Annotated in this window: 21 protein-coding genes; 13 read left to right on the forward strand and 8 right to left on the reverse strand. The window is 31.7% G+C overall.

Going from position 1 to position 22,364, the window contains the following annotated elements; genetic code table 11:
• The first annotated feature begins 209 nt into the window (after positions 1–209).
• Positions 210–647 (forward strand): GNAT family N-acetyltransferase, encoded by a 438-nt coding sequence (locus tag Q0075_RS12420; RefSeq protein ID WP_297869782.1) that lies wholly within the window; start codon positions 210–212, stop codon positions 645–647.
• A 50-nt stretch (positions 648–697) separates the two neighbouring features.
• Positions 698–2,281: a L,D-transpeptidase family protein gene (locus Q0075_RS12425; protein ID WP_297869783.1), complete on the forward strand. Its 1,584-nt coding sequence runs from the start codon at positions 698–700 to the stop codon at positions 2,279–2,281.
• Here the strand turns inward: Q0075_RS12425 and Q0075_RS12430 are convergent.
• Positions 2,270–3,001, reverse strand: coding sequence for a murein L,D-transpeptidase catalytic domain family protein (locus Q0075_RS12430; protein ID WP_297869784.1), 732 nt, complete (start codon positions 2,999–3,001; stop codon positions 2,270–2,272). The genes Q0075_RS12425 and Q0075_RS12430 overlap by 12 nt on opposite strands.
• A 190-nt stretch (positions 3,002–3,191) precedes the next feature.
• Here Q0075_RS12430 and Q0075_RS12435 point away from each other — a divergent pair, with 190 nt between their 5' ends.
• The 9 genes from Q0075_RS12435 (at position 3,192) to Q0075_RS12475 (ending at position 14,114) form a co-directional block, all read left to right on the forward strand.
• The gene (locus Q0075_RS12435; protein WP_297869785.1) at positions 3,192–5,600 is read left to right on the forward strand and encodes a DUF5916 domain-containing protein; all 2,409 of its coding nucleotides are present in this window, start codon (positions 3,192–3,194) and stop codon (positions 5,598–5,600) included.
• Between the two features lie 83 nt (positions 5,601–5,683).
• Positions 5,684–7,201 carry a 2,3-bisphosphoglycerate-independent phosphoglycerate mutase gene (gene gpmI / locus Q0075_RS12440; protein ID WP_297869786.1) on the forward strand — a complete coding sequence of 506 codons (1,518 nt, stop codon included), beginning with the start codon at positions 5,684–5,686 and terminating at the stop codon, positions 7,199–7,201.
• Between the two features lie 277 nt (positions 7,202–7,478).
• Entirely contained in the window at positions 7,479–8,237 is a 759-nt protein-coding gene (locus tag Q0075_RS12445; protein ID WP_297869787.1) for a carbonic anhydrase, read from the forward strand.
• Positions 8,238–8,247: 10 nt separating this feature from the next.
• The gene (locus Q0075_RS12450; RefSeq protein WP_297869788.1) at positions 8,248–8,739 is read left to right on the forward strand and encodes a DUF2490 domain-containing protein; all 492 of its coding nucleotides are present in this window, start codon (positions 8,248–8,250) and stop codon (positions 8,737–8,739) included.
• Entirely contained in the window at positions 8,730–8,942 is a 213-nt protein-coding gene (locus Q0075_RS12455; RefSeq protein ID WP_297869789.1) for a DUF2490 domain-containing protein, read from the forward strand. The genes Q0075_RS12450 and Q0075_RS12455 overlap by 10 nt, the downstream gene beginning before the upstream one ends.
• 116 nt (positions 8,943–9,058) lie before the next feature.
• On the forward strand, positions 9,059–9,730 hold the full coding sequence (locus tag Q0075_RS12460; protein ID WP_297869790.1) for a TetR/AcrR family transcriptional regulator: 672 nt from the start codon (positions 9,059–9,061) through the stop codon (positions 9,728–9,730).
• Positions 9,727–11,379 (forward strand): ATP-binding cassette domain-containing protein, encoded by a 1,653-nt coding sequence (locus tag Q0075_RS12465; RefSeq protein ID WP_297869791.1) that lies wholly within the window; start codon positions 9,727–9,729, stop codon positions 11,377–11,379. Before Q0075_RS12460 ends, Q0075_RS12465 begins: the two co-directional genes overlap by 4 nt.
• A 3-nt stretch (positions 11,380–11,382) precedes the next feature.
• Positions 11,383–12,726, forward strand: coding sequence for an HlyD family efflux transporter periplasmic adaptor subunit (locus Q0075_RS12470; RefSeq protein ID WP_297869792.1), 1,344 nt, complete (start codon positions 11,383–11,385; stop codon positions 12,724–12,726).
• A 44-nt stretch (positions 12,727–12,770) separates the two neighbouring features.
• Positions 12,771–14,114: a TolC family protein gene (locus Q0075_RS12475; RefSeq protein ID WP_297869804.1), complete on the forward strand. Its 1,344-nt coding sequence runs from the start codon at positions 12,771–12,773 to the stop codon at positions 14,112–14,114.
• 52 nt (positions 14,115–14,166) lie between these two features.
• Here the strand turns inward: Q0075_RS12475 and Q0075_RS12480 are convergent, their stop codons facing one another.
• On the reverse strand, positions 14,167–14,496 hold the full coding sequence (locus Q0075_RS12480) for an RNA-binding protein (RefSeq protein ID WP_291108418.1): 330 nt from the start codon (positions 14,494–14,496) through the stop codon (positions 14,167–14,169).
• A gap of 221 nt (positions 14,497–14,717) precedes the next feature.
• Positions 14,718–15,995: an acetyl-CoA hydrolase/transferase C-terminal domain-containing protein gene (locus Q0075_RS12485; RefSeq protein WP_291108420.1), complete on the reverse strand. Its 1,278-nt coding sequence runs from the start codon at positions 15,993–15,995 to the stop codon at positions 14,718–14,720.
• A gap of 179 nt (positions 15,996–16,174) precedes the next feature.
• Between Q0075_RS12485 and map the strand changes: the two genes are divergently transcribed.
• Together map and Q0075_RS12495 are read left to right on the forward strand one after the other, a co-directional pair.
• Positions 16,175–16,993 (forward strand): type I methionyl aminopeptidase, encoded by an 819-nt coding sequence (map, locus tag Q0075_RS12490; protein WP_297869793.1) that lies wholly within the window; start codon positions 16,175–16,177, stop codon positions 16,991–16,993.
• Positions 16,993–17,757: a class I SAM-dependent methyltransferase gene (locus Q0075_RS12495; protein WP_297869794.1), complete on the forward strand. Its 765-nt coding sequence runs from the start codon at positions 16,993–16,995 to the stop codon at positions 17,755–17,757. Before map ends, Q0075_RS12495 begins: the two co-directional genes overlap by 1 nt.
• Before the next feature lie 36 nt (positions 17,758–17,793).
• Here the strand turns inward: Q0075_RS12495 and Q0075_RS12500 are convergent, their stop codons facing one another.
• The 5 genes from Q0075_RS12500 to Q0075_RS12520 form a co-directional block, all read right to left on the reverse strand.
• Positions 17,794–18,810, reverse strand: a complete 1,017-nt coding sequence (locus tag Q0075_RS12500) for an FAD:protein FMN transferase (RefSeq protein ID WP_291108425.1) — start codon at positions 18,808–18,810, stop codon at positions 17,794–17,796.
• The gene (locus tag Q0075_RS12505) at positions 18,785–19,150 is read right to left on the reverse strand and encodes a Na(+)-translocating NADH-quinone reductase subunit F (RefSeq protein WP_297869795.1); all 366 of its coding nucleotides are present in this window, start codon (positions 19,148–19,150) and stop codon (positions 18,785–18,787) included. Before Q0075_RS12505 ends, Q0075_RS12500 begins: the two co-directional genes overlap by 26 nt.
• 455 nt (positions 19,151–19,605) lie before the next feature.
• A complete protein-coding gene (nqrF, locus tag Q0075_RS12510) occupies positions 19,606–20,907 on the reverse strand; it encodes an NADH:ubiquinone reductase (Na(+)-transporting) subunit F (RefSeq protein WP_297869796.1) in 1,302 nt (433 codons plus the stop codon).
• A 25-nt stretch (positions 20,908–20,932) separates the two neighbouring features.
• Positions 20,933–21,691, reverse strand: a complete 759-nt coding sequence (gene nqrE, locus Q0075_RS12515; protein WP_297869797.1) for an NADH:ubiquinone reductase (Na(+)-transporting) subunit E — start codon at positions 21,689–21,691, stop codon at positions 20,933–20,935.
• Between the two features lie 5 nt (positions 21,692–21,696).
• Entirely contained in the window at positions 21,697–22,362 is a 666-nt protein-coding gene (locus Q0075_RS12520) for an NADH:ubiquinone reductase (Na(+)-transporting) subunit D (protein WP_291265640.1), read from the reverse strand.
• Positions 22,363–22,364 lie beyond the last annotated feature (2 nt).

Consider the following 22,364-nt stretch of genomic DNA (forward strand, 5'->3'; position numbering starts at 1 on the left):
CTCGCGACAACCAGCTTGGAAGGCTGGAGCTCTACCAACTGAGCTACTTCCGCATAACAAAAGCGTTAACTTTTGTGGGTGCAAATATACTTTAAAAGTTTTGGTAATTGCAAATTTTTTTTGATATTTTTTTCAAAGCTATTGCACTAACTTTACCCTAGAATTAACGCTTTTCTCTAAAAGATTAACTTTTAATGAGTTATATAATTATGAAAATAAAAAAAATCAGTTCGGTTGAAACATATCCTGTGCGACATGAAGTTTTAAGAAAAGGAAAACCAATTAAAACGTGCCAATTTAAAGGCGATGATAATAAAAATACGACTCATTTTGGATTGTTTTTAGAGGATAAACTCGTGGGAATCATCTCTGTTTTCAAAGAAAAAAATAATTTATTCTCAGAAACAAATCAATTTCAAATTAGAGGAATGGCTGTTTTAAAAGTGTTTCAAGGAAAAGGATTTGGAGCCAAATTAGTAAAAGAAGCTGAAAATCATTGCGTTAATTTGAATGCCGATTTAATTTGGTTCAACGCAAGAGAAAATGCAGTTCCGTTTTACGAAAAATTAGACTATGAAATTATTGGCGATTCTTTTCTTATTCCCGATGTTGGCATTCATTTTGCGATGTATAAGAAAATACACTGAGAAGATTTTCAATAATTCTTCTTATATTTATATCACAATTGTTGCGCTCTATGAAAAAAATTACTTTTCTACTTCTTATTCTCTCTGTCATTTCTTGTAAAAAGGAACCGTTGCCTATTGCATTTGACAACAGCATTATTAAAGATACCGTTTTAAATGTAATTATTAGACCTGTCCATCCTGACTTACTTTCGGAAAAATCAGATAGTTTGAAATTGTATTATCAAAAAATGAACTTTCACGAAATTTGGTATTTAGATGAAAACCGAAAGGATTTAATTAAAGAGATTAAGTTTTGCTATCAAGAAGGTTTGAATCCTGAAGATTATGAAATTAATATTATTGAAGATTTAGAAAGCAAAAGAGCGAAATTAAACGATGAAGAGATTGTAAAATATGACATTCTACTTACCGAAACCTTTGAAAAATTAGCCAACCATCTTCACAAAGGAAAATTAAATCCAAAAGAATTATATACCGATTGGGATTTAAAACCAAAAGAAATAGCTCTTTCTCCATTATTAGAAAAAGGGATTAAAGAGAAAATTATCGCTTCAACTTTTAAGGATTTAAAACCAAATCATATTGTTTATCAATTACTTAAAAAGAGCTTAGTTGAAATTGATAAATTTCCAAATGTTACTTTTGAAAAAATAAGCACAAAAAACAAAATTATTATAAACGACACTTTACCTGAAATGGTAAAAATCAAAAAACGTTTAGCCTATTGGAAAGATTACAAAAACAAAGATAGCATCATTACTTGGGCTTACGACACTTTGACTTTTAAAGCAGTAAAACGTTTTCAAGCACGTCATGGATTAGCTCCTGATGGCGTTATCGGAATTGGAACACTAAAAGCTTTAAACACTACAAAAAGTGAACGAATAGAGCAAATTTTCGCGAATTTAGAGCGTTGGCGTTGGTATCCATCTGATTTAGGTGAGAAATATTTGATTGCCAATATTCCAGATTATATGTTGCATTATGTAAAGAATAATGATACGATTGCTTCCCATCGAATTGTGGTGGGAACTCCAAAAAGAAAAACTCCAATTTTGAGTTCCAAGTTGTCCAATTTTGTTTTTAATCCAACTTGGACTATTCCGCCTACTATTATTAAAGAAGATTTAACTCCGGAAGCATCAAAAAACCGAAATTATTTTCCATCAAGAAGACTAACCATATACAACAGTCAAGGAAAAGAAGTTAGTCCGTATGAATGGAATCCAGCTAGAGCCAACAATTATAAATATGTACAAAAACCAGGTTATAATAATTCTCTAGGCTTGGTTAAATTTAATTTTGCCAATCGTCATTCTGTTTATTTACACGATACCAATCATCGCGATTATTTTGTGAAAACGTATCGTTCACTAAGTTCGGGATGTGTACGAGTTGAAAATCCATTGGTTTTAACTAAACAAATATTAACTGAAATCAACCCAGAAAAATGGAGCGGAGGCGAAATTGATTCCATTCTAAAACAAGAAAAAACAAAAACAGTGTCTATTAAAGACACTGTGAATGTATATTTGTTTTATTGGACGAGTTGGATTGAAAATGACAAACTACAATTTAGAGATGACATTTATGAGCTCGACAAAATGTTATTTCAAAAATTAAGAGACTAATTTAGATTTTGCCACGTAAGCTCTTGATGGATGATAAATGAAGATACAAGATTTTCCTTTAATCGTTTCTATTAATTCTTTGTGTATTTCATAAGGAACAGCTGGACAACCTTGACTTCTTCCTAATCTTCCTGTATTTTTAATAAACGATTTGCTTACATAATCAGCTCCGTGAACTACAACTGCTCTATTTCTAGCGTTGTCGTTAATTCCATATTCCATTCCGTCTAAACGTAAAGACAAACCGTGTTTGCCAGTGTAAGTTTCTCCTGTTACATAAAACCCCAAACTACTTTTGAAAGATTCGCTTGCATTAGAAAAATCAGTTGCATATTCAGAACCCGAATTTCTACCGTGAGAAACTAACGATTTTAAAATTACTTTTTGGGTTTTCATATCAACAACCCACATTCTTTCTTGAGATGAGGACAAACTAAAATCAACTATAGTTAAAATTTCATTTTGAATTTTTCCCAATTGCTTTAATTGCTCATATCCTTCAAAAGCAGCAATGAAACTTTCAAAAGAAGGTAAAGAAAAACCATTTCCATCAATCACTGAATAAAATGATTTTGTTTTAGCTTCAAAAGTTGCTTTCGCATTTGCGGCAATTAATTTTGGATCAGTAGATTTAACTTCATTCTTAGTATTTTCTGCTGTATTTAAAGGCTTAAACGAAAAAACAAAAAATAAAATTAGGGGTAAAAATCTGTAAATCATTGTTAATCTTGTAGTTGTATTATTATTGTAATGGGTCAAATATATTTATTATTTTTAAACCTACAAACTATCAAGTGTTTTTTATCGAAAATTTTAACCTTTAGTCGATTATTCTCACAAAAGTTAAACATTATATAAAAAAATAGACATATTAAGGTAATACAATATTTTTGCAATCAAAATTTATTACATGACAAACAAATTCGGCATCACTATATTCATTTCCTTAACAAGCTTTCTTTTGTCGTTTTCACAAACAAAAAAAAGTGTATCTACAAAGAAAACAACTGAAAACATTTCAATTGATGCTGAATTAAACGAGGCTTCTTGGAAAGATGCTGAAATTGCAACAGACTTTGTTTCTTTAGAACCTAAAAACGGCACACCTATTCCCGAAGAATTTAAAACCGAAGTTAAAATACTGTACTCTGATAATGCAATATATGTAGGAGCAAAATTATTCGATCCAAATCCAGAGAAAATTTTAAAAGAGTTAGTAGAGAGAGACGAACTAGGAACCTCCGATTTTTTTGGGATTTTTATAAATGGTTACAACGATGGTCAGCAAGAATTTAGATTTTTCGTTACTGCTGCCAACGGACAAATCGACACCAACTTTACTTCTGCGGAAGGTGAAGATGGTTCTTGGAATGCCATTTGGGAAAGCAATGCAAAAATTACCGATTTTGGTTATGTGGTTGAAATGAAAATTCCATACGCCGCATTACGTTTTCCTGAAAAAGACAAACAAACTTGGGGACTTAACTTTTTTAGAGAAGTTAGAAGAGAACGTCAAAAATACACTTGGAGTCCTATTGATAATAAAATTGGAGCCATTTCGCAACAAGCCGGAATTTTAACTGGAATCGAAAACATCAAAACCCCTACCCGATTGTTCTTAATACCTTATTCTTCCTTTTATCTTTCAGGAAGTGATGCTCAAAAAACCAAAGGCGAATTAAAAGGCGGATTAGATGTTAAATATGGAATTAATGATGCTTTCACATTTGATGCGATTTTAGTTCCCGATTTTGGTCAAACTAAATTTGATAATGTAGTTTTGAATTTAGGACCATTCGAACAACAATTTAACGAAAACCGACCTTTCTTTACAGAAGGAACTGACTTATTTAGTAAAGGGAATTTATTGTACTCGAGAAGAATTGGACAAACCCCAGATTTGAATTTAAACATAGCTGCAAATGAATCGGTAGCGTATCCCGGAGCTGTAAATTTATTAAATGCAATGAAAATTTCGGGGCGTGATAAAGATGGTTTAGGAATTGGTTTTCTTAATGCAATCACTGAAAAAACAATGGCTACGGTTTCAAATGACGATAATGATAATACAAGACAAATTGAAGTTTCGCCTTTGACAAATTACAACGTAATGGTTTTTGATCAACGATTTAATCAAAATTCATCGGTAACTTTCATCAACACAAATGTTACACGAAACGGAAGTTTTAGAGATGCCAACGTAACTGGATTATTATTTGATTTGAATAATAAAACCAATACATACAATCTTTCTGGAGGATTAAAATCAAGTAGTATTAATGATGTTGAAAATAAAAACGGTTATAACGCATCGTTATATTTTGCAGAAACAAACGGAAAATTCAGATATAGTTTAGGAGGCGAATACATGTCAAAAGATTTTGAAATCAACGATTTAGGAATTAATTTCAGAACCAATTATTATTCGTTTTCTGGAAACACCAACTTTCGTATCCTAAACCCAAATAAAACTTTCAACACCTTTAGAATTAACCTAAATTCTTACTTTGAATTCTATACGCCTACAAACCAAATTCAAGCTAGTAATTTCAATGTTAACTTAAATTCTACAAACAAGAAAAATCATTATTTTGGTGCAGGAATTAACTTTAACCCTTTCAAAAATTACGATTATTACGAACCGCGTGTTGCTGATAGGTATTTCGTAAATCCTACAAATGTTGGTGGATTTATATATTTTTCATCGAACTACAATTATAAATTTGCTGTAGACATCAATCCCTACATAACCCACGTTATTAAACAAAACAGATTTGAAGCAGGGATAAATATTAGTCCAAGATATCGATTTAACGACAAATTTTCCTTATCATACAGTTTTGATTATTTCAAACAACAAAATGACATTGGTTTTATTGATTTTGAAGATTCAAATATCATTTTTGCTAGAAGAAATAGAGATACTTATACCAATTCAATATCGAGTAAATTTTCGGTAAGCAGCGTGATGAATTTTAATTTATCGGTTAGACATTATTGGTCTTTGGCCGAAAATAATAAAATCAACAACTTAAATGAAGATGGAAGTTTAGCGCTAAACACCACTTATACAGGCAATAAAAACTCAAACTTTAGTACTTGGAATTTAGATTTAAGTTATTCATGGTGGTTTGCTCCAGGAAGTCAAATGTCGATTTTATACCGAAATAATGCTGCAACTTTTGACAGAACTATTAATAAAAATTTCAATTCGAATTTCTCTAGTTTATTACAGGACAATTTGAATCATATTTTATCAATAAGCGTTCGTTATTTCATCGATTACAATCAAGCTAAAAACTGGATTAGAAAAGGTTAAACCACTTAATCGTTTTCGTAATTTTAAGTCGGATTTTCATCTAAAAATTTACCAATTGATTATCTTTGTACAAACACACAAAAATGAACAAAAAAGTAATTTTAATGATATTGGACGGTTGGGGAAAATCGCCCGACCCAAAAGTTTCTGCAATAGACAACGCCAACACTCCTTTTATTGATAGTTTATATACCAAATACCCAAATGCACAACTAAGAACCGATGGTTTAAACGTAGGGTTACCCGAAGGTCAGATGGGAAATTCTGAAGTAGGTCATATGAACCTTGGCGCTGGAAGAATTGTTTACCAAGATTTAGCCAAACTAAATTTAGCGGTTGAACACAAAACCATGAGTCAAGAAAAACCACTTGTAAATGCTTTTGATTATGCCAAAAAGAACAATAAAGCCATCCATTTCTTAGGATTGGTTTCTGATGGTGGTGTGCATTCTCACACTTCGCATTTAAAAGGTTTGATAGATGCTGCACAAGAAAGTGGCGTTCAAAACATGTTTGTTCATGCTTTTACCGATGGGCGTGATGTGGATCCGAAATCGGGAGCGAAATACATTTCTGATTTAGAAAATTATCTTCAAAATACCAATGCCAAATTAGCTTCTGTAATTGGAAGATACTACGCAATGGACAGAGATAAACGTTGGGAAAGAGTGAAATTAGCTTACGATTTAGTAGTAAATGCAGAAGGAAATCACTCAAAAAATGCGGTTATGACTATCAACGAAAGTTATGCAAATAATGTAACCGACGAATTTATCCAACCTATTGTAATGGTGGATGAAAACAACAATCCTGTTGCGAAAATTCAAGAAGATGATGTAGTGATTTTCTTCAATTTCAGAACCGATAGAGGAAGAGAATTAACCGAAGTATTATCGCAAAAAGACTTCCACGAATTCAACATGCACAAACTGAATTTGTATTATGTAACGATGACCAATTACGATGAAACCTATGAAAATGTCCACGTAATTTACGACAAAGACAACATCACAGAAACACTTGGTGAAGTGTTAGAAAAAGCCAATAAAAAACAAATTCGTATTGCCGAAACCGAGAAATATCCTCACGTAACCTTTTTCTTTTCTGGCGGAAGAGAAGAACCTTTTGTAGGCGAAACGCGTATTTTGAAAAATTCTCCAAAAGTAGCCACTTACGATTTACAACCCGAAATGAGTGCCTACGAACTAAAAGATGCTTTAGTTGAAGAACTTAAAAAAGGTGAAGTCGATTTTGTTTGTTTAAACTTTGCCAATGGTGATATGGTGGGTCACACAGGCGTAATGGAAGCCGCAATTAAAGCTTGCGAAGCCGTTGATGTTTGCGTAAAAGAAGTGGTTGAAACCGCTTTAGAAAACAATTACACCACAATAATCATCGCCGACCATGGAAATTGCGAAACGATGATTAATCCAGATGGTTCGCCAAATACAGCACACACAACAAATCCAGTTCCAATTATTTTAGTTGATAAAGAATTAAAAAATATTCAAAATGGTGTTTTGGGCGACATCGCTCCTACTATTTTAGATTTAATGGGAATTGAAAAACCAGCAGTAATGACTTGTAAATCATTATTATAAATAACGACTCAAATAAATTTAAAAAAGAGATTCATTAACTTGAATCTCTTTTTTTTATTCAACAAATGTAAATTAAAAGTTAAACTTTTACATGTTAATAGTATTACTATTATATTTGTGTGTATAAAAATAAAAGAAAAAATAATTGAATTAGTAATTATTTGTATAACTAATGATAACGTAGAAAAATAATTATGATGAATTCATAATTAATTATAATATAATTAAAAATTTATTTTTATTAAATCCCTATAAATACTAACAAATAAATAAAATTATGAAAAAAAGTCTTCTTATCGTATTAATGTTGATTTCAACAATTGGAACATTTGCTCAAAAAGGCAAAAAAACTATTAAAAAAAATCCACCTACAAATTCTGTTCAATGGAAAAAAGACCATTATATAGTTGATAGAGACTCTGCATATGCAGATCCTAGACTAGCTATAAAAAAGTTAATGGGAGGAAACAAAAGATTTATTGAGGGCAAAAGTATCAAGCCAAGACAGGATATGCAAACAATAAAAAAATTAGAAAACGGACAAGCTCCATTTGCCACAATTGTAGGCTGTTCTGATTCAAGAGTGCCAAACGAAATGATTTTTGATCAAGGCTTGGGAGATTTATTTATCATTAGAACTGCTGGTCAAGTTTCTGCTGCTGCTTCATATGGTAGTATGGAATTTGCTGTTCTAAAACTCAAAACAAAACTAATTGTAGTATTAGGTCACACAGAATGTGGAGCCGTTGCTGCTGCTGTTGATCGTCCAGAAAATGTTCCTGGACATATAGTAACTTTGATTAATGATATCAAACCAGCAGTTTCAAAAAGCAGACATTTTGTTGGTAGTCCAGTTAATAATGCTGTAAGGCAAAATGTTATAGAACAAGTCAAAAGTTTAAGAGATTTAGATCCTATTTTACACCAAAAATACGTAGATGGAGAAATTCTTATTGTTGGAGCAGTGTATGACATTCACACAGGTAAAGTAGAATTTTTAGAAGAGACTTTGTTAGATCTACCTATGAAAAAATAACTAAAATTAAATGAAAAACAAATTAATTTTAATTGTTGCAACATTTTTATCAATACTCTTTTGCAAAGCACAAAATACACAAGAGGATGATATTGGCGCATGGTACATGTATTTTTTTAATGGCAAATACAAAAACAGCTCATTTGGAATTCAAGGAGATGTTCAATATCGTAATTTTAATTTAATTGGCGACTTGGAACAAATGCTTATAAGAACAGGTTTAACATACACTCCAAAAAATACAAATGTATTACTAACTTTAGGAATTGCGAATGTCAAAACCGGCAAAATAGGTGAAGGAGAAAAAAGCATAAATGAAATTAGAATCTACCAAGAAATCGCGATACCACAAAAAATTGGCGAACGATTCTATATCAATCATCGATTCAGATATGAGCAGCGTTTTGTAGATAACCAGGATTTTAGAACACGATATAGATATAACGTTTTTCTTAACGTAGCGCTTAACAAAAAAACAATTAAAAGAACACTTTGTATTTAGCTTTATATAATGAAATTTTCTTAAATGGTGAAAGCGATATTGGAAACAATCTTACCGTAGGAGTATTTGATAGAAATAGAGTTTATGGAGGTCTAGGTTATGGACTAACAGACAAACTTAGACTTCAAGTGGGTTTTATGAATCAATCCATAGAAACAAGAGGTAAAGATCAGCTTCAAATTAGTCTTCATTCTAACTTTTAAGCACACAAAAAATTATTAACTTTTAATTAGAACAAACAACTAATTAAAAGTTAATTTTTTTTTATTTAATAGTAATACTATTATATTTGCACGTAATTTTTTTAAATTAAATTATTATGTCAAACTTACTTCCCAATCTAAAAATTACTATTTACAAAAAACTTTATGTTAAAGACCCTGAGACGTCAGATTTAGGGAATAAAATTTTAAAAAACAGCATCATACTAATTGATGAAATTGGATTTGAAGCATTTACTTTTAAAAAATTAGGTGAGAAAATTCAGTCTAATGAAAGTTCCATTTATCGCTACTTTGAAAACAAGCATAAACTATTGGTTTATCTAACTTCATGGTATTGGTCTTGGATAGAATATCGAATGGCTTTTGCTACAACCAATGTTTCAAATCCGATTGAAAAGCTAGAAAAAGCAATTAAACTAGTTACCGAAAATGTAGTAGACGATAATGCAACTCCGCATATCAATGAAGAAATTTTAAGCCGAATTATCGTTGAGGAATTTACAAAAACCTTAATGACTAAAGAAGTTGACAACGAAAATAAAGAAGGTTTTTTCTTAGTTTATAAAAGAGTAATCAATCGCATTATTGATATCATAAAAGAAGTGAATCCAGAATATCCTTACGCAAAAAGTTTAGCTTCAAACATTGTAGAAGGTGCGCTGCATCAACATTTTTTAAAAAATCATCTGAAAACTATTACCAACTTATCTGAAAAAGAATGCGCAACCGAATTCTACACAGATATGGCTAAAAAAATACTACTATGACACCATTAAAAAGATTCAAAAACCTCATCTTAATAGACAAACAAGATATTTATCAAATTTTCTTGTATTCAATCATAGCTGGATTAATCAGTTTGTCGTTGCCTTTGGGAATTCAATCAATTATCAACTTTATTCAGGCTGGAAAAGTTAGCACTTCTTGGATAATCTTAGTTGTTATTGTAGTTGTTGGTGTAGCCTTTGTAGGTTTGTTAAGAATAATGCAATTTCGAATCACAGAGAACTTACAGCAAAAAATATTTGTGCGCTCGTCATTTGAATTTGCATATCGTTTTCCAAAAATAAAATTCAATGAATTACACAATCAATATCCACCAGAATTAGCGAATCGATTTTTTGATACGTTAACAGTTCAAAAAGGATTTACGAAACTTTTACTCGATATTTCTGGGGCAACTTTGCAAATCTTTTTTGGTATTATTTTACTTTCTTTATATCACTCCTTTTTCATTTTTTTTGGCCTTATACTTTTAATATTATTGTATTTGATTTTCAAAATCAACTTCAATCTAGGTTTAGAAACTAGTTTAAAAGAATCAAAATACAAATACAAAATTGCACATTGGTTACAAGAAATTGCCAGAAATCATTTGAGTTTTAAAAGCAATTCTATTTTTAATTATTCGCTACACAAAAACGACAAATTGGTTAATGAATATCTGAAACAACGTGAAAATCATTTTCAAGTTTTAATGAAGCAATTTGTTCAGTTAACTGGATTTAAAATTTTAATTACTGCTGGTCTATTAATAATTGGAGGGTTATTAGTAATCAATCAACAAATGAACATCGGACAATTTGTTGCTGCTGAAATTATCATTTTGAGTATTATAGCTGCAGTAGAAAAGCTATTTTCGGGATTAGAATTGTTTTATGATGTATTAACTTCATTAGAAAAATTAGGTTCTGTGGTTGATCTAGAATTAGAAGAAGATATCCAAAATTCAAACTATTTAGTAGATAAAAACAAACTTACAATCGAAACTGAAAACTTATCATTTACTTATCCAAAATCAGACAAAGAAATATTGAAAAATATTAATTTATCTATTGAACCAAAACAACATACGTTAATTTTAGGTGAAAATGGTTCTGGAAAAACTACTTTAATGCGATTATTAGCAAGATTAATCGAACCCACATCAGGAAGTATTTTTATCAATAATACAAATTATAAAAAATATTCTTCAGATGAATATCGCTCTAAAATAGGAATTATTACAGCTCAGGAAATGCCTTTTGAAGGAACCATTCTTGAAAACATCACATGTAATAATCCTGAAATTAAAATGGAAATGGTATTTGAATTAGTAGAAAAATTAAAACTTACCGAAGCCATAAAAGCACTACCAAAAGGTTTAGATACCCCAATTTCATCTGAAGGAAAACAAATTAATTCATCAACAATACAAAAAATTGTTCTGGCTCGTTGTATTATCAACAAACCCAAATTATTATTTTTAGAAAATCCCTTGGACAAATCTGACGAACAAACTTGCAAAGAAATCATTGATTTTTTAAGCGAAGAAAAACATCCATGGACACTCGTTGTTGCAAGTAAAAACAATTATTGGAAACAAATTTGTAAGCAAACCATTCTTTTGGAAAAAGGTGAAATTAAATCCATTTAAGCCATGCTAAACATCACAAAAAATAGAATTGATCAATTCGTAAAGTTAGAGCAATTCAAATCGGGACAAATATTCAAAGAACAAAAGCATTACAAAGTAATTCGAAAGATTATTTGGGCTTTTGTTATCATGGTTGTTTTATTTCTTTTTCTTCCTTGGACACAAAATATTCAAGGAACAGGAAATGTTACCACTTTAAAACCTAATCAACGTCCTCAAACCATACAAACAGTAATTGCAGGAAGAATTGAGAAATGGTTTGTAAATGAAGGCGATTTTGTAAAAAAAGGAGATACCATTCTATTTATCTCAGAAATTAAAGAAGATTATTTAGACCCTAATTTAATTGAAAACACAGGCAATCAAGTAAAGGCTAAAGAAAATGCAGCTATATCATACGCTGATAAAGTAAAAGCATTGGAGAGTCAGATGGGCGCTATTCAAAATGAAAAAAACTTAAAATTAAAACAAGCGCAAAACAAACTTAAACAAGCATATTTAAAAGTACAAAGTGATAGTATCGATTTTGAAGCCACTAAAACACAACTTAAAATTGCAAAAACACAGTATATGCGTTCTGTAAATTTAAACAAAGAAGGGTTAAAACCAATGACCGATGTGGAGGAAAAACGCATGAAATTACAAGAAACGGAGGCAAAAATTATTACACAAGAAAACAAATATATTACTAGTAAAAACGAGGTTTTAAATGCAACAATGGAACTCAACAGAATTAGCGCCGAATATGCAGAAAAAAACGCAAAAGCAAGTAGCGACAAGCAAACTGCTTTGAGTTCGCAATTTGATACTGAAGCACAAGTTAACAAACTTAAAAATCAATATAAAAACTATCAAATTAGAAATGGATTGTATTACATTACAGCCCCACAAGATGGTTATGTTAACCGTGCATTACAATCTGGAATAGGCGAAACCATAAAAGAAGGAACTTCTGTAGTTAGTATTATGCCTTCAAAATATGACATTGCTGTAGAAACTTATATTGATCCTGTTGATTTTCCTTTAATAAATAATGGCGAAAAAGTAAGAGTTTGGTTTGATGGATGGCCTACAATTGTTTTCAGCGGTTGGCCAGATGTTTCATATGGAACTTTTGGAGGAATAATCGTTGCAAAAGAAAATTTTATTAGTCCAAACGGAAAATACCGTGTACTAATTGCTCCTGATCCGAAAGATAAAAAATGGCCAAAACAACTAAGCATTGGAGCTGGAACTCAAACTTTAGCATTGCTAGACGATGTCCCAATTTGGTTTGAAATTTGGCGAACTCTAAATGGATTTCCTCCTAATTTTTATCAACCTGCAACAGAAAACACTAAAAAATAATGAAATCGAAACTATTTTATATCTTCATTTTCATTTGTAGTTCAATGATTTTATTTGGGCAAAATAACCCAACAGAATTCACGTACAATGAATTTTTAGGTTATGTAAAAAAATACCATCCATTAGTAAAACAAGCCGATTTAAAATTAAACGAAGCCCAAGCTAATTTAATGCAAGCGCGAGGTGCTTTTGATCCAAAAATTGAAGTAGATTTTAATGAAAAACAATTTAAAAACAATGAATATTACTCTATTTTAAACAGTAGTTTTAAAATTCCTACTTGGTACGGAATTGAGCTTAAAGCCGGATTTGATAATGCTGAAGGAATGTATGTTAATCCTGAAAACACATTACCAAATAGTGGATTAACCTCGTTTGGAATCTCAATTCCTGTTGGACAAGGATTATTCATTAATCAGCGAATGGCTGATATTAGAAAAGCGAAAATTGCACAAAATTTAAATGCGGCCGAACGTAATTTACAAGCAATTGAAGTTTTGTATGAAGCTTCTATAAGCTATGCAAACTGGAAAAGAGCTTTTGAAGAAGTAAAATTATATGAAAATTACCTTGTTAATGCGTCAAATCGATATAAAGGAATTGAAAAATTAATCTCAGAAGGCGATAAACCAGCAATTGACAGCATTGAAGCGGGAATTGTTGTAAAAACAAGATTGTTAAATTTAGAAGACGCTAAATTAAAACTTATTAAAGCGAAGTTAGAATTATCAAACTATTTATGGTTAGAAAATAATGTCCCTTTAGAATTAAAGGATGATTTAATACCCGAAATTACATTATCAAAAACGATAAAAGAAGTTTTACAGATAAATGAATTAAGAACAATTGATTTAGACAATCATCCAAAAATTCAAGCTTTAGATGCTAAAATTGCAATGCTAAAAGTGGATCGAAAATTAAAAGCAAATGCGCTTTTACCCAAGTTAGATTTGAGTTACAATTATTTATCAGAACCCAGTTATATTGACAATTATCGTTTTGAAGATTATAAAATTGGTGTAAATTTTTCGTTTCCAATATTTTTACGAAAAGAACGCGGAAGTTTAAAATTATCCGATTTAAAAATTCAGGATTCAGAATTTGGGCTACAATTTGAACGAAAAAATTTGGAAAACAAAATCAAAGCACAACAGCAAGAAATTGTTTCGCTTCAAAAACAGCAAGATTACAATAATAAATTAGTAAAAGATTTTACCACATTGCTAAACGCAGAAGACCGCTTATTTGAAATGGGAGAAAGTTCTTTATTTATTATTAATTCTAGAGAGAATTCATTGGTGAGTTCACAAATTAATGAAATTGCTCTTGAAAATCGCTATTTGAATGCTGTAATCGGATTATATAAAACATTGGCAAATCCACAATAAATAAAAAAACCTTCGCAATGCGAAGGTTTTTAATTTTATATCCAAAAAAATATTAGTAACGACCTCTGTTGTTATCTCTATTGTTCGAATAACCACCTCTACCACCTGAATTACGATCGAAGCTTCTTCTTTCTCCTTCTGGTTTTGGTTCAGATTTGTTAACTACGATTTTTCTACCTTCGATAGTTCCACCGTTTAATTCGTCAATTGCTTTTTGAGCTTCAGCATCATTAGCCATTTCAACAAATCCAAATCCTTTACTTCTTCCGGTAAATTTATCAGAGATAATTTTAACTGATTCTACAGCTCCATACTCTTCAAAATAACCTCTTAAATCTGCTTCCTCTACACTGAATGGAAGACTTCCTACAAAAATGTTCATCTATGAAAAATTTAATTCCTTACAAAGGTAGGCTATTTAATGTTGTTAAAAGGTTAAAGTTTGGTTTATTTTCAAAAACAACCCATTTTCGCTAAAAATTTCAAAATCAAAAAGTTAGTTATTTAAAATATTTTCAATTTCAGACCGTTTATATTTAAAAAATTTTCATAAAAAGAAAGACAACCTTTCGATTGTCTTTCTTTTACTAACTCTAAATTATTCTACTTATGCAAACCAATCATTTCATAATAAGAACGCTCAATGGTTTCTTGATGGTTAGGGTGTGCAATTTTGACTAACTCTGCAACTCTTTGTTTTAGTGTTTTTCCATATAAATCAGCAATACCGTTTTCGGTAATGATGTAATGAGCATGTGCTCGAGTTGTTACCACTCCTGCTCCTTGTTTTAAATAAGGCACAATTCTACTCTCACCTCTTTTCGTAATCGAAGGTAAGGCGATAATAGCTTTTCCACCTTCACTTAATGATGCTCCTCGAATAAAATCCATTTGACCACCAACTCCAGAATACATAGTGCTTCCGATAGAATCCGCACAAACTTGACCAGTTAAATCTACTTCTATAGCAGAATTAATAGCCACCATTCTTGGATTTCTACGAATTCGAGCCGTATCATTTACCATTGAAGATTCCTTCATTTCGATAAACGGATTATCATCCACAAAATCATACAATCGTTTTGATCCCATTAAGAAAGTTGCTAAAGCTCTACCTCTTAATGTTCCTTTATAATTACAGTTTATGACATCGTTTTCTATCAAATCGATAACACCATCGGAAAACATTTCGGTGTGCAATCCTAAATCTTTGTGATTCGTTAATTTACTCAATGCCGCATTTGGTATCGAACCAATTCCCATTTGAAGAGTACTTTTATCTTCAATTAAAGAGGCTACATAAGCACCTATTTTTTCTTCCTCAGCAGTAAATGGAGCCACATCGTGTGCATAAATAGGTAAATTTACATCTACTAAATAATCAATTTCAGAAACGTGTAAAATCCCATCACCAAAAGTTCTTGGCATTTGCGGATTTACTTGAGCTACAACTATTTTTGCATTTTCAATTGCCGCTACCGAAGCTTCAACCGAAACCCCTAAAGAACAATATCCATGACTATCAGGTGGTGAAACGTGTATAAATGCTACATCTAATTTCACTACATTTTTTCTAAACAATAAAGGCAATTCACTTAAAAAAACCGGAGTGTAAGAACCGTTTCCTGCTTTTAAAGTATGACGAACATTAGCACCAATAAAAAAGGAATTTACGTGAAAACTTTCTGCTAATTCAGGATTAGCATAAGGCGCATCACCTTCTGTGTGTAGATGACATAGTTCTACATTTCTAAGCTCAGATGCTCTATCTGTTAACGCTTTTGTTAAAATTGTTGGCGTAGCAGCTGCTGCCTGAACGTAGACCCTATCGCCACTTTTTACTACTTGTACAGCTTCCGCTGCGGTTACATATTTTCCCATACCTAATGAAATTTATACTGCAAAATTATGCTCTAATTTAGGGATAAAATATGACAATTCTCATATTTAGTTACAGGTTTTGGGTTAATGGCAATAAGCTATTCCAATTTAAAATTGAATTATGAATTTGTACTTATAATTGAACTTGAATTCGTACTTTTGCTTCGAAATTTTGCATTATGATTGTAATTAAAACTCTTGAAGAAATCGAATTGATGCGCGAAAGTGCTTTAATTGTTTCAAAAACGTTAGGAATGATTGCTAAGGAAATTAAACCTGGCGTAACTACTTTATATTTAGACAAATTAGCAGAAGATTTTCTTCGTTCGCACGGAGCAGAACCTGCATTTTTAGGCATGTATGGGTTTCCGAATTCGCTTTGTATGAGTCCAAACACACAAGTAGTTCACGGCATTCCTAATAATATTCCGTTACAAGATGGCGACATCATTTCGGTTGATTGTGGTGCTTTCAAAAATGGTTTTTATGGCGACCATGCTTACACTTTTGAAGTAGGTGAAGTAGCTCAAGAAACAAAAAAGCTTTTACAAGTTACTAAGGAATCGCTTTACGTTGGAATTCGTGAAACTAAAGTTGGAAATCGTGTGGAAGATATCGGGCATGCCATCCAACAATATTGTGAAAGTCATGGTTATGGTGTAGTTCGCGAATTATGCGGACACGGTTTAGGTAGAAAAATGCACGAAGATCCAGAAGTTCCTAATTACGGAAAACGTGGTCGTGGAAAAAAATTAGTTAACGGAATGGTAATCGCAATTGAACCTATGATTAACATGGGAACCAAAAACATCAAACAGCATAAAGACGGTTGGACCATTACCACAGCTGATGGAAAACCAAGTGCACACTTCGAACATGATGTAGCAATCGTTGACGGAAAACCTGAATTATTATCCACTTTTGCTTACATCTATGAAGCTTTAGGAATTGTAAGTAATGAAGAAGATGGATTGAGACAAAAACCTTTAGTGCTGTAATGAAAAAATTATTCAAGCTTATATTAAACACCATTCCTCGCCCAATATTGATTCGTTTGAGTATTGTGGTGCGTCCAATTTTAGCTTTTTTATTAAAAGGAAATCGTTTTACAGATCCTATTGATGGAAAAAGCTTTCGTATGTTTTTACCTTATGGATATGGAACACAACGAAACAACGTTTTATCGCCAAGTACTCTTTCTTTAGAGAGACACCGTTTACTATGGTTGTATTTACAAAACGAAACGGATTTTTTTACGGCTCCCAAAAAAGTATTGCACTTTGCACCCGAGCAGGAATTTTACAAACGTTTTAAAAAACAATCGAATTTAGATTACACTACTACCGATTTGTTTTCACCATTAGCCGATGTAAAAGCTGATATTTGTAATTTACCTTTTGAAGATAATTCTTATGATATGATTTTGTGTAATCACGTTTTGGAACACATTCCAGATGACACAAAAGCGATGCAAGAATTATATCGCGTTTTAAAATCCGGGGGAATGGGCATCTTTCAAATCCCACAAGACTTATCAAGGGCGACTACTTTTGCAGATGATTCGATTACCGACCCAAAAGAAAGAGCAAAAATCTTCGGTCAATACGATCACGTAAGGGTTTATGGAAGAGATTACTTTGATAAACTAAGAAGTATTGGTTTTAAAGTAAATGAAGTAGACTACACCAAAACAATTGCTCCCGAATTAGTAGAAAAATATTGTTTATCAAAAGGAGAAATTATTCCGGTTTGTTATAAATAAAAAAAAAGGCTTTCAATGTGAAAGCCTTTTTCTTCATTACTCTTTAATTATAGATTTGAAATTTTCTGTTACGAATCGTTGCATTTTATTATCTGAATCTGAATATAAAAGCATTACATGCAATTCTGGATGTTTTTGTAAAAACACCTTACTTTCTTCTAAACTCATTAACATAAAAGCTGTAGCATAACCATCAGACAAACCAGATGATTTTGATAAAACGGTTGCACTTAACACATTGTTTTTTTGAGCCAATCCTGTTTTTGGATTGATGATGTGAACAAACTTCTTACCGGTTTTTTCATCAATCATTACTTTTCTATAATTCCCTGAAGTTGCCATTCCTAAGTTATCCAAATTCACTTTGGAAATTAACGTGCGTTCTTCTGGTTTTTGTAAGGGATCGTCGATTCCTACTACCCAGTTCTTGTTGTCGATTGTGTTTTTACCTAAAGCAAATAATTCTCCTCCTATTTCTACAATCGCATTTTCAATTCCTTTCGCTTTTAAATAATTCACAACCACATCTACCGAATATCCTTGAGCGATTGCATTAAAATCGATGAAAGTTTCTTTATACTTTTTTGATATGGTCTTATTTGCATTTAAAGCAATCTTATCAAAACCTACGAATTGCAACAAACTATCGATTTGTTTTGGAGCTAAATCTTGATGCTTTTTATTGGGACCAAAACCATAAGCGTTTACTAAAACACCAATTGTTGGGTCGAACAAACCATTCGTTTCTTTATAAATCTGATTTGAAAGCTGGAATGTTTCTATAAAAAAATCATCTACAACAACTGTTGAATCTCCAGCATTTATTTTAGAAATTTTAGAGTCTGGTCGATACGTGGAAAGCGATAAATCAAAAGCTGTTAACAACGAATCTATTTGATTTTTAGTTACTTTTTCTTCAGTTGAAATGTATTTTATAGAATACGTACTCCCTTGTGCATCGCCTTGAATGGTGTAAAAATCTATAGTTTTAGTACATGAAGTAAATAAAATTGCTACAATTAGAAAACTACAAAATCTCTTTAATTCCTTCATAATGTAAAATATAATCTTGATTTTTTAAAATCGGTTTTTCGAAATCTTCTGCGTTGGCAAAACCAACTCCTGCATACAACACTTTAGCTTTTTTCTCTTTGGCATGACTGATGAAGGTTTCCATGAAAACCACATCGTATTCCGCAGGATTATCTGGATAAGTTACCGCTTGTACCATTACAAAATGCAACGTATTAGTAGGTTTATCAACACAAACAAATTGTGGATGTTTTTTCAACTGGCTGTTAATGGCGATGAACTCAAATCCTTGTTTTTCAAGTTCTTTTCCCACGTGATTCATGGCCAAATGATGTAAGTCTTGTAGTGATAATGATTCCATATTGCAAAGGTAGTAAATGATTAAATAGAAATAAATAATTACATTAATTACTTATTTTGACAACTGTATTAAAATAATTAATGGTATTAATAACCACAAAACTAAATTTAAAACAAAATCCTTTACTGATACAATTTCAACTTTTAATTTATCTTTTTTAGAATTGAAAAACTTAAACACTAAGAATAACCAAACAAATCCAATTGGATAAAACCATAATTTATTTATTGTAGAATCTGAAGAAAAAGCATAGGCTTTAAATCCAAAAAATTTAACTAAAAGAAAAAAATGAATTAATTGCATAATAAAAACCAAGCCTGATGCATTAAAAACAGGGTCATGATTTTTTTTAGAAAGAAAGAAACTATATATTTTTCTGAATATAAATGTATACATGTAGCAAAATTAAAAAAACCGACTCATTTCTGAATCGGTTTTGATATATAAAATTTGGATTAACCTCCGAAGTCGTCGAAACGAACATTTTCTTTTGGCACACCCCAATCGTCACACATTTTTACAACGGCTTGATTCATCATCGGTGGTCCACAGAAATAGAATTCGATATCTTCTGGTGCATCGTGTAATTTCAAGTGGTTATCGATAACTACGTTATGAATAAATCCTACGAAACCATCACCTTCTCCATTTGGTCCATCTTTCACTTTCCAGTTATCTTCAGGTAAAGGTTCAGATAACGCGATATGGAATTTGAAGTTAGGGAAATCTTTCTCTAAAGCTCTAAAATGATCTACATAGAACAATTCACGTTTAGAACGACCTCCGTACCAATACGTAACTTTTCTTCCAGTTTTAACTGTACGGAATAAGTGGTACAAGTGCGAGCGCATTGGCGCCATACCAGCTCCACCACCTACATACAACATTTCTGCTTCAGATTCGTTGATGAAGAATTCACCGTAAGGTCCAGAAACAGTTACAGTATCACCTGCTTTTCTTGAGAAAACGTATGAAGAAGCAATACCTGGGTTTACTTTCATCCAATCGTTTGTAGCTCTATCAAACGGAGGCGTTGCAATACGAACGTTTAACATGATTTTTCTTCCTTCTGCTGGGTAAGAAGCCATAGAGTAAGCTCTTTCAACCAATTCGTTATTTTTCATAACTAATGGCCATAATTTAAACTTATCCCACTCTACTTGGAATTTATCAGGTTCACCTGGATGTTCTACTGGATGAGCTGTAATATCAATATCAGTAAATTTCACTTCACAAGCTGGGATTTCAATTTGAATATAACCTCCTGCTTCGTAGTGCATATCTTCTGGTAACTCAACAATAAATTCTTTAATAAAAGAAGCTACGTTGTAGTTAGAATATACTTTTGCTTCGAATTTTTTGATACCAAAAATTTCTTCTGGCACTTCAATTACCATGTCTTGTTTTACTTTAACTTGACATCCTAATCTCCATCCTTCTGCTAATTCTTTACGAGTAAAGTTTGGTATTTCTGTTGGTAAAGGTTCTCCACCACCATCTAATACTTTACATTTACATTGTAAACAAGAACCTCCACCACCACAAGCTGATGGTAAAAAGATTTTATTATTTCCTAAAGTAGAAAGTAAAGAACTTCCTCCTCCTACTTCGATTTCGTTTTCACCGTTAATTTTAATCTTAACAGCACCCGAGTTCACTAATTTAGATTTTGCATATAATAGCATAAACACCATCAGTAAAATAAGCGCTAAGAAAGCTAAAATTGAATATGTAATTAATTCTGTTATACTAAACATGATTTCAATTTTTAATGTTATACTATTATTTAACTACTTGAGTTGAATCTACTTTTACAGAATCTACAGCTACTTGAACTGAATCAACTACAGGAGTTTCAACAACAGCAGGGGCTGGAGTTGCTACTTTTGCTTCAGGCTTTTTGTTTAATGCGTTAAGGTCAATTCCTCCAAAACTCATGAAACCAATTGCCATTAAACCTGTTAAGATAAAAGTAATACCTAAACCTCTTAAAGGAGCTAATACGTTAGAATATTCCATTTTTTCACGAATAGCAGCCATTGCAACAATTGCAATTGTCCAACCAAGTCCAGATGCAAATCCGAAAGTTACTACATGACCTAATGAAGAATATACACCACCATCAACTCTTTGTTGCATGAATAATGAACCTCCTAAGATAGCACAGTTTACTGCAATAAGTGGTAAGAAAATACCCAATGAGTTATATAATGAAGGTGAAAATTTCTCCACAATCATCTCTACTAACTGTACCATTGTTGCTACAGAAGCGATGAATAAAATGAAAGTTAAAAAGCTTAAATCTAATTCAGCTAACGATGGATCTAACCAAGCTAATGCGCCAGCACCTAAAACATAGTGATAAATTAAATAGTTTAATGGAACCGTAATTACTTGTACAAAGGTTACAGCAATTCCAAGACCTATAGCTGTTGATACTTTTTTAGAAACGGCCAAAAATGAACACATTCCTAAGAAGTATGCAAAAATCATGTTATCAATGAAAACTGATTTTAAAAATATATTGATATATTCAAACATAGCTATTATTTTTTCTCGATTAATTTCTTGTTAATACTTCTCTGTACCCAAATTACAATACCTACCATAACCAAGGCCATTGGAGCTAATAACATGAATCCGTTATTAACATATCCTGTAGCATACAATCCCGTTTTTTCAACAGAGTTTCCAAGAATTTCGATTCCGAATAATTTTCCTGAACCAAATAATTCTCTAAAAAATGCTACTATCATTAAAATGATTCCATATCCTAAACCGTTTCCTAAACCATCTAAGAATGATGGCCATGGTTTGTTACCTAAAGCAAAAGCTTCAAAACGTCCCATTAAGATACAGTTAGTAATAATTAATCCTACGAATACTGATAACTGTTTGCTGATATCATATGCATAAGCTTTCAAAATTTGGTCAACCAAAATTACTAAAGCAGCTGCTACAACCAACTGAACAATGATACGGATTCTACTTGGAATTAAGTTTCTTAATAATGATATAATTACGTTACCAAAAGCCACTACAGCAGTTACTGAAAGTGCCATTACAAAGGCGTTTTTCATTTGAACTGTTACCGCTAAAGCCGAACAAATACCTAATACCTGAACGGTTACTGGGTTATCGTCATTAAATGGATTCGTAATTAATTTAATATTACTTTTTGAAAATAATCCTTCTTTGTTGTTTTCTGCCATGA

Origin of the sequence: uncultured Flavobacterium sp. (assembly GCF_937967675.1) — a bacterium.
Classification (GTDB): domain Bacteria; phylum Bacteroidota; class Bacteroidia; order Flavobacteriales; family Flavobacteriaceae; genus Flavobacterium.